The sequence below is a fragment of the Streptomyces sp. AA1529 genome, assembly GCF_000280905.1.
Lineage (GTDB): Bacteria > Actinomycetota > Actinomycetes > Streptomycetales > Streptomycetaceae > Streptomyces.
This window is the reverse complement of the sequence record NZ_ALAP01000019.1, coordinates 135,525-143,883: the sequence shown is the minus strand read 5'-3', so window position 1 is coordinate 143,883 and position 8,359 is coordinate 135,525. Positions and strand designations below refer to the sequence as shown.

Annotated in this window: 7 protein-coding genes; 6 read left to right on the top strand and 1 reads right to left on the bottom strand. The window is 73.3% G+C overall.

What is annotated here, in order from left to right:
* A partial coding sequence (locus A949_RS0106110) for an ornithine cyclodeaminase family protein (protein WP_019355118.1) occupies nucleotides 1-736 on the bottom strand: 736 nt, incomplete at its 3' end.
* A gap of 191 nt (nucleotides 737-927) precedes the next feature.
* Here A949_RS0106110 and A949_RS0106105 point away from each other — a divergent pair.
* From A949_RS0106105 to A949_RS0106080, 6 genes are all read left to right on the top strand, one after another.
* Complete coding sequence (locus A949_RS0106105) at nucleotides 928-1,566, top strand: GntR family transcriptional regulator (protein WP_237735755.1); 639 nt, start codon at nucleotides 928-930, stop codon at nucleotides 1,564-1,566.
* A 494-nt stretch (nucleotides 1,567-2,060) separates the two neighbouring features.
* Nucleotides 2,061-3,440, top strand: coding sequence for an MFS transporter (locus A949_RS0106100; RefSeq protein WP_019355116.1), 1,380 nt, complete (start codon nucleotides 2,061-2,063; stop codon nucleotides 3,438-3,440).
* Nucleotides 3,441-3,765: 325 nt separating this feature from the next.
* On the top strand, nucleotides 3,766-4,695 hold the full coding sequence (locus tag A949_RS0106095) for a D-alanyl-D-alanine carboxypeptidase family protein (protein WP_019355115.1): 930 nt from the start codon (nucleotides 3,766-3,768) through the stop codon (nucleotides 4,693-4,695).
* A gap of 360 nt (nucleotides 4,696-5,055) precedes the next feature.
* Nucleotides 5,056-5,712, top strand: coding sequence for a class I SAM-dependent methyltransferase (locus tag A949_RS0106090; protein ID WP_019355114.1), 657 nt, complete (start codon nucleotides 5,056-5,058; stop codon nucleotides 5,710-5,712).
* Between the two features lie 328 nt (nucleotides 5,713-6,040).
* The gene (locus tag A949_RS0106085; protein WP_019355113.1) at nucleotides 6,041-6,892 is read left to right on the top strand and encodes a response regulator; all 852 of its coding nucleotides are present in this window, start codon (nucleotides 6,041-6,043) and stop codon (nucleotides 6,890-6,892) included.
* Nucleotides 6,889-8,199, top strand: a complete 1,311-nt coding sequence (locus A949_RS0106080; RefSeq protein ID WP_019355112.1) for a sensor histidine kinase — start codon at nucleotides 6,889-6,891, stop codon at nucleotides 8,197-8,199. Before A949_RS0106085 ends, A949_RS0106080 begins: the two co-directional genes overlap by 4 nt.
* The last annotated feature ends 160 nt before the right edge of the window (nucleotides 8,200-8,359 follow it).

Genomic DNA, 8,359 nt, shown 5'->3' with positions numbered 1-8,359 from the left:
CCTCCAGCACCGCACCGAGTTCGTCGACGACGACGGCACTGTCGGCGAGCAGTTCGGCGGGCAGCTCCCGCATGGTGGGCCGGTAGGCACCGATGGCGTTGACGTGTACCCGCTCGGGCAGCGCGGCGGCCGGGAAGAGCGGGGCGGTCGCACTGGTCGCGCAGCAGACCATCTCGGCCGACCCGACCGCGGACTCCGCGTCGGTGGCCGTGCACAGTTCCACCCCCGGCAGCTCGGACTGCATCGTCTCGGCCAGCGTCTCGGCGCGCCGCAGATCGGTGTCCACCACCGTCAGCCGGCGCAACGGCCGGACCGCGTGCACGGCGCGGATCTGGTCGGGGGCCTGGCCGCCGGCGCCGATCAGGGTCAGCCGTGCCGCTCCGGAGCGGGCCAGCAGATCGGTCGCCACACCGACCGCAGCGCCGGTGCGCAGTGCGGTCACCGTTCCGGCCGCGGCGACGAGTTGGTCCGGGCGGCCGGTCTCGCTCCAGACCACCGAGCCCGCGATGGCCGGCGTGCGCCCGAAGTTCACACTCAGCGTCTTGATCATGGCGGACGCGGTCGAGCGGTGGTGGGCGGACATCACCAGGAACTGCCCGTCCCGCAGCGCGGTACGGGTCGGCATCTCGAACTCTCCGGCGGCGAGGTCGAGGAAGCCCTGCCGGACCGCATCGATCGCCTCGTTCATCGTCACGGCGTCGCGGATCTCCTGCTCACCGAGAGTGATGGTCTTCATGGCACTCCGTTTCGCCGGCCATCGTGGGCTGCTCGCCGTCCGTTCAGACGGAAGGTCAGTAAGGTATTACACCTTACACCTGGACACAAGGGCACACCGTCGACGCTCCCGCACTGCCGTGTTATGCATGAGGTGTGACCTCCTCCTCTCGCCCGGCGACCGCCCCCGTCCACACACCTCGGCTCCGCTCGGTGAGCCTCCGGGAGCAGGCACGGGAGGCGGTGCGCACCCGGATCGTGCTGGGGCAGATCGAGCCGGGGGAGGTCGAGAGCGTCATCAATGTGGCCGCGACACTCGGCGTGTCCGTCACCCCCGTTCGCGAGGCGATCATGGACCTCGCCAACCTCGGCATGGTCGAGATCATCCGCAACCGCGGGTTCCGGGTCCCGGTGCTCACCGACCACGACCTCGACGAGATCTTCCGCATCCGCACCATGCTCGAGGTGCCGACCATGACCGAACTCGTCCAAGCCCTCGACGGTGCACCCGTGCCGCAGTTCCGATTGCTCGCCGAGCAGATCACCGACGCCGCACGCACCGGAGACCTCCCCGCCTTCCTCGACCTGGACCGCAAGTTCCATCTGGGCCTGCTCGAACTCCTGGGCAATGAGCGCCTCGTGACGATGGTCGGACAGCTCCGCGACCAGGCGCGGATGCAGGGCCTGCAAAAACTGGCGGACCAGGGAGAACTGACCCAGTCCGGCGAGGAGCACATCGCCATCGTGGACGCCCTCGAAGCGGGTGACGGCGAACTGGCGGCCGACCTGATGCGCAAACATCTCACCCACAGCCGGGGCATCTGGGCGGGCCGGACCGAGGGCACGGCCTGACCCACGGGACGCCCTCCGCACACCCGACCAGGAGCCGCACGGTTCGAAGCGGGCTCGGAGCACTCCGGAGCGGCAAGGCCTGAAGCAGCCCGGCGCGCAGAGCCGCCCCGCCCCACCCCGGACGGCGGATACACGCACGCCCACGCCTCCGACCCCGGCCCCCGCCCCCGCCCCCGCACCGGCACCGGCACCGGCACCGGCACCGGCACCGGCACCGTGAACCGCACGGCTCCCGCCTCCGGTTCGCAGCCGGGCCAGGACGCAGCCGAGACCACCCCTCTTGACAGAGGACTCGAAACCAGCCAATCCTCTGCGTAAGGCATTACACATCACACCTGGGGCCGGCGATCCCCTCCCGCCCGGTTCCCACCCTCCCCACCCCCGACGTGCGCGCTCACCGCACACCACGGCACATGGTGAGGTATTACACCTCAGTAGTCCTCTGCGTGCCGGAAGACCCACCACCCCGCTCGAACGACCACCAAGGAGGACCCGTGAGCACCTCACTCATCGATGACGCTCACTTCCGGCCATTCCACAGAAAGATGTTCGTCCTCACGGCCGGGGGACAGTTCCTCGACGGCTATCTGCTCAGCATCGTCGGCGTCGTCGTCCTGGGCATGAGCCAGGATCTCGGCATGTCGGCGAGCCAGGAAGGCATGATCGGCGCCTCAGCACTCGTCGGCCTGTTCGCCGGCGGGCTGATCTTCGGACGGGTCACCGACCGCATCGGCCGTCAACTGCTCTTCACCCTGCACTTCGTCGTGATCGCCGCCGCCTCGGTCTGGTCGATGTTCGTGGACGACCCCCTGCTGATGGTCGCCCTCCGGTTCGTCATCGGCATCGCACTGGGCGCCGACTACGCCATCGGCAGCGCTCTGCTCTCGGAGTGGCTGCCCACCGCACAGCGCGGGCGGGTGATGGGGATGCTCATCATGGCGTGGTTCGTGGGCGCGGCAACCGCGTACATCGTCGGCTACGCACTCATCAGCCTCCTGGACTCCGGGGCCTGGCGCTGGGCCCTGGGAAGCGCCGCGATCCCGGCGGTCGCGTTCATCGTCGCGCGGATCGGCACACCCGAGTCGCCGCGCTGGCTCGTCAGCCGGGGCCGCGTCGCCGAAGCCCGGACCGTCCTCGAGCGCGTGTACGGCGAGGAGGCCACCCCGGAGGCGGTCGCGTCCCTGGTGGACCAGGAGACCGCGCACGGTCTGGGGTTCGCCGCGGTGTTCCGGGGCGACTACCTCAAGCGCACCGCCTTCGTCGGCCTGTTCTGGCTCCTGCAGATCGTGCCGCTGTTCGCGATCTACACCTTCGGGCCGACCATCCTCACCGCGTTCGGGATATCCGGCAGCCGCGACTCGGTGATCGGATCCGCGCTGATCAGCGTGCTGTTCCTGGCCGGTTGCGTGCCCGCACTGCGCCTCATCGACACGCTGGGACGGCGCGCCCTCATCGTCTGGTCGTTCGCGCTGATGGTCGTCCCGCTCGCGGTTCTCGGTCTGCTGCCCACCGCCCCCGTCGCCGTCGTCCTCACCTGCTTCTGCGCCTACGCCCTGTTCTCCGGCGGGCCCAGCATCCTCGAGTTCATCTACCCCACGGAGCTGTTCCCGACCGAGGTCCGCGCCACGGCGGTCGGGGTCGGCACGGCCGTCAGCCGGATCGGTGCCGCCGTCGGCACCTATCTGCTGCCCGTCGGCCTGGACCGGATCGGGGTCGGATCCACCATGCTGATCATGGCCGGAATCACCCTGCTGGGATTCGTGCTCTGCCTCGTCCTCGCCCCGGAGACCCGGGGCCGTCGGCTCGCGGAGGCGAGCGGCGTCGCGGACGCGGAGCAGCCGGACACCCAGCGCGTCGGCGCCCTCGGCGGCTGACCCGGCATTCGGCGACGCCGCCCGGCCGCCCCGCGATTCGGCGGGGCGGCCGGGCGGCGTTCGCGAGGAACCGGCGGCCGTACGCCGGGCGTGCCGGACGAGTCCCCGGAAGCGCCCACGCCCCCTGCCGCACGTGACCGATCCGGCCCCCCGGCCGTGCGGCACGCAACGGCTCCTGTCCACAGGCCGTGAACTTTCCTGCCGGTCCCGGCATCGAACGACGGTGTCCGACCCGATCGCCGGGGCGCACGGCACCGCACCGCAAGCGCGCAGCACGCGGCAGCACCGCAGCTCCCCACCGACCCGCAGATGCCGGAGCGCCGCCATGACCGCCAGAATCACGAACGCACGCAAGCCCGTCGCCGCCGTCGCCGTGGTCGGTTCGCTGCTCGTCCTCTCCCCGCTGGTCGCCCGGGCCGTCACGGCCGACGATCCGGCACCGGACGTCACCGCCAAGGGGGCCGCGCTGGTGGACGGCAGGAGCGGTGCCGCGCTCTTCGACAAGGCCGCGGACACCGCACGTCCGATGGCCAGCACCGCGAAGATCATGGTCGCCTCCGTGGTCCTGGACACCGACGGCGTCGATCTCGACCGCAGGGTGACGGTCCGGAAGCAGTACCGCGACTACGTGGCGAAGCACCACGCCAGCACGGCGGATCTCCAGACCGGCGACAAGGTCAGCGTCCGCCAGCTCCTCTACGCCTCCCTGCTGCCCTCCGGGGCCGACGCCGCCTACGCCCTCGCCGACACCTACGGCACCGGCGACAGCCGCGCGGAGCGGGTCGGCTCGTTCCTGCGGAAGATGAACGCGAAGGCACGGCAACTCCGCCTCCGCAAAACGGCGTTCGACACCTTCGACGGCACGCGCGGCGACACCAGCACACCCACCGAACTGGCGAAACTGACCCGGCACGCCATGCGGCACAGCACGTTCCGCAAGGTGGTCGGGACCAAGCGGTACAAGGGCGACGCGCCCGCCGCCAACGGCCGCACCCGCACCTACACCTGGACCAACACCAACCAGCTGCTCGGCGCGTACGACGGTGCCGTCGGCATCAAGACCGGCACCACCGAGCGGGCCGGCAAGTGCCTGGTCTTCGCGGCCACCCGGGACGGCAGGACCCTCGTCGGCACCGTGCTCGACAGCGACGACCGCTACACCGACGCGGCGAAGCTGCTGGACCACGGGTTCGGGTCCGACAGCGCGAAGGACCTGAAGATCCGCGAACTCCCGTCCGGCTCCCAGCACGACTGACGGCGGCACGGCCGGGCCCCGACGGAGCGGGACGGACGGCGGCGACGGGGCCCGGTGTCACTCTTTCGGTGCCCGGCTCCGCCCGGGCCCCTTGCCCGGGTGCCGCGGCGGTGCTCCACTACGTAACCATGGCCATGTAGCCCGACGGCTGTCGCAGCCCCGGAGCACCGTCCACCGCCGCGAACACCCCCGGGACGGAGCCGGCCGCCCGGCCAGGACCCGGCCCCCGGCGGGGAGTCGGCCCACCGCGGGCGGGCGGCCGCACCGCGGGCGGGGCGGCCCGCGACGGAGCGGCCGGTGCTCCGCGGACAGCAGTCGGGTGCGGCGGCGGCAGCGCACCCGAGCCACCCAGGAGCCCCCGTGCATCCGGACAGCACAGCGCCCAGCAGGCAGGACCTCCAGCATCCGCGCTTCGCGCGCCAGTACCTCAGGATCGCCGTCGCGGCGGACCGCCGGGGCGGCGCCGCACACCGGCGGCTCCTGCTGGAGGGGCTCGGCGGCCGGGTCCTGGAGGTCGGTGCGGGACAGGGACGCAACTTCCCGCACTATCCGGAAGCCGTCACCGAACTCGTCGCCCTCGAACCCGAGGACTCCCTGCGGGCCGCCGCCCGGCGGTCGGCGGACCCGGCGCCGGTGCCCGTGACGGTCGTCGCGGGGCAGGCCGGCGGGCTGCCCCTCGGCACCGGGACGGTCGACGCCGTCGTCTTCTCCCTGGTGCTGTGCAGCGTCGCCGATCCCGGTGCCGCGCTGGCGGAGGCCGCCCGCGTGCTGCGGCCCGGCGGGCAGCTGCGCTTCTACGAGCACGTGCGGTCGCGGAACCGGCTCGGCGCGCTGCTCCAGCACGCCGTCGCGCCGTTGTGGCGCCGGGTCGGGGGCGGCTGCCACCCCGCCCGGGACACCGAGGCGCTCGTGCGGTCCGCCGGGTTCACCGTGCGGCGGCTCGACCGGTTCGGGTTCTCCCCCACCCCGGTCACCCCGCCCCTTCCCCACGTCATCGGTACCGCGACCACGCCATGAGCACCCGCACCCGGCGCCGGGCCGGAGCACAGGCGCCGGGCGGCAGCAGGCACCGGGCGGGAGCACAGGCACCGGGCGGCAGCAGGCACCGGGCGGGAGCACAGGCACCGGGCCGGGGCAGCGGCACCGGGTCCGGGGCAGCGGGCCGAGCAGCCGGGCACGGTCCCCCGGCGGGCGCGGCGGGCTCACCCCGCCGGTCGGCGGGGTGACCGACGCGCGATCTCCTCTCCAGGTCGCACGGGCTGAGGGTGCCCCTGCCGTAGCCTCTCCGGAGGGCGGGGAGGAGCGGACCGGGAGGGAGCAGGCACAGGACGCAAGGAGCGCGACGGTGATCCGGGTCGTGGTCGTGGACGACGAGGAACTGGTGCGTTCCGGGCTGCGACTGGTCCTGGGGACGGCGCCGGACATCGAGGTGGTCGCCGTCTGCGGCGGTGGCGCGGCGGTCGCCACGGTGCTGGCGCACCGCCCGGACGTCCTGCTGCTGGACATCCGGATGCCGGACGTGGACGGGCTGACCGTGCTGCGCCGGCTCCACGCCGATCCGGACGCGGAGGCGCCGCGGACCGCGATGCTGACGACGTTCGACGCGGAAGAGTATCTGGGCGCCGCGCTGCATGCGGGTGCCGCGGGCTTCCTCCTCAAGGACACCGCACCCGAGCAGTTGGTGCACGCCGTCCGGGTGCTGGCGGACGGCGGCCGGGTGCTCGCCCCGGGCGTGACGTCGACCGTGATCGGCGGCTATCTGGGCGGGCGGCACGGCGCGGACGCCGAACACCGTGCGGCCCGCCTCACCTGCCGCGAGCGGCAGGTGCTGGCGCTGGTCGGCGAGGGGCTGTCCAACAACGGCATCGCACAGCGGCTGGACCTGGCACACGGCACGGTCAAGGACCACGTCAGCGCACTGCTGGCGAAGCTGGGCGGCCTCAACCGCGTCCAGGCCGCGGTACTGGCCGACCGGGCCGGACTCGTGGGATGCCTGTCGGCCGAACGGCCCGGGCAGTCGGCACCGCACGAGGCGGCGGTACCGCGCCGGGAACCGGAACGGCACGGGACACCGGAGACCCGAGAAGCCGGCGACACTTCCGACCCGCTGGATTCCATCGAGCCCAGCGACGCCTCCGCGCCCCTCGAAACCGGCGAGACCCGCAACCCCACCGGCCCCTCCGGCGCCGTGCCGTGAATCCCGTCACCAGGCTCGCCCCCGGGTTCACCGCCGCCCACCGGCAGGCGGCCGGGGCTGCCGCAGCGCACCGCCGCGTGCTGGGGCCCCTCCTTCCGGTGGCGCTCGGCCTGCTCGACGCGTTCCTGGTCAACGGCGCACGCCCCGGCTCGGAGCTGGGCGTGTCGGTGGCGGCCGCGCTCGCGCTGCTGCTGCGGCGCCGGCTGCCGGTGACCGTCCTGGCGGTGACGCTGCCGGGGATGTACATCGGCTACATCTGGTTCGCGCCGATGATCGCTCTCTACACGGTCGCCTCCCGGCGTTCCGACAACGCACTCGCGGTGGCGGGAGCCGTGGCGCTGGCGCTGGCGCACTACATCCCCTACCCGCTCGGCGGCTTCGTCCCCGCGGCGGACCGCCAAGGCCTGCTCGACATGCTGGACTCGTGCGTCCAGGGCGCGGCACCGGCCGTGTTCGGGCGCTGGACGCGTACGCGGCGGCTCCTGGACGACCGCGTCCAGGAGCTCACCGCGAGCCGGCACCGGGAGGCGGAGCTGCTGGCCGAACGGGTGGTGGCCACCGAGCGGGAGCAACTGGCCCGGGAGATGCACGACGTGGTCGCCCACCAGGTGAGCCTGATCAGTGTGCAGGCCGGGGCCCTCCAGATGACGTGCTGTCAGGACAGTTCCCGGGACCTGGCGCGGACCGTACGCGAACTCGCCGTCCGGACGTTGACGGAGCTGCGGCACATGGTCGGCACCCTGCGTGCGGGCCGCAGCGCCGGAAGCGGGTCGGCCGCGCCGCCGCGGCTGGCCGACCTGCCCGCGCTGACGGAGGAGAGCGGGCTGGAGGTGACGTTGGACCTGCCCGGCAGCCGGAGCGACGGCGGCCGAGGCGGCCGAGGCGGCAGTGGCGGCAGTGGCGGCAGTGGCGGCAGTGGCGGCCGAGGGGGACAGGACGGCGGCGATCCGGGCCACGCCGGCCGGGACGGCGGCTCCGCACCCCGCGCCGTCCTCCCGGAGGCGGTGGAGCGCGCCGCCTACCGCACGGTCCAGGAGGCGCTGACCAACGTACGCAAGCACGCGCCCGGTGCCCACGTGCGGGTCACGGTGCGGGTGTGCGACTCCGGGACGGCGGATGCACGGCTGACCGTGGCGGTACGCAACACTCCGCCGACCGCCCCGGCTCGCGTCCAGACCTACCCGGAGGGCGGCCACGGGCTGCTGGGCCTGCGCGAGCGCGCCCTGCTGCTCGGCGGCGCCTGCCACGCGGGACCGACCGCGGACGGCGGCTTCCTGCTGACGGCGGCGTTCGCCCTCGACGGCTGAGCCGACCGGCCGACCAGGCCGACTGGGCCGACTGGGCCGACCAGGCCGACTGAGTCGTCCGGGACCCGCCGGAAGCCGGCGCCCGGCCGGAGTCGCCACCCGGCCGGCGGCTCCCCGCTCGCACCCCTGAGCGGCGGCAGCTCTACTGAGGGTGACGAGA

Excerpts from the sequence above, each read along its gene's own strand:
- A949_RS0106095 (WP_019355115.1), top strand. The coding sequence starts at position 3,766 with ATGACCGCCAGAATCACGAACGCACGCAAGCCCGTCGCCGCCGTCGCC.